This window comes from Pseudoalteromonas sp. S1727 (assembly GCF_005886375.1).
Classification (GTDB): Bacteria; Pseudomonadota; Gammaproteobacteria; order Enterobacterales; family Alteromonadaceae; genus Pseudoalteromonas; species Pseudoalteromonas haloplanktis.
Map to the genome: position 1 here is coordinate 1 of NZ_PNDT01000282.1, position 252 is coordinate 252.

Below are 252 nucleotides of genomic sequence, written 5' to 3' on the forward strand. Positions count from 1 at the left end.
AATAACCGATGGCACGTGGCGGTTAAAAACGCCAACGTTTTACCTGTACCCGTTTGTGCTTGACCCGCAATATCGCGGCCATCACAAATAAAAGGTAGGCATTTAGCTTGTATGGGTGTGCAATATTCAAACCCACTTTCGGTTAACCCGGCAACCACTTCCGGTGCAATAGCAAAGTCTGAAAACTTTTTATCGGTCAAATGTGTCTTAGTCATAGCGTTTAAGCATAACGTTTAAACTTGCAATAAGAAA

1 protein-coding gene is annotated in these 252 nt (G+C 42.5%); it reads right to left on the minus strand.

The annotated features are described in order from the left end of the window. A partial coding sequence (locus tag CWB85_RS22020; RefSeq protein WP_138556021.1) for a DEAD/DEAH box helicase occupies positions 1-215 on the minus strand: 215 nt, incomplete at its 3' end. Positions 216-252 lie beyond the last annotated feature (37 nt).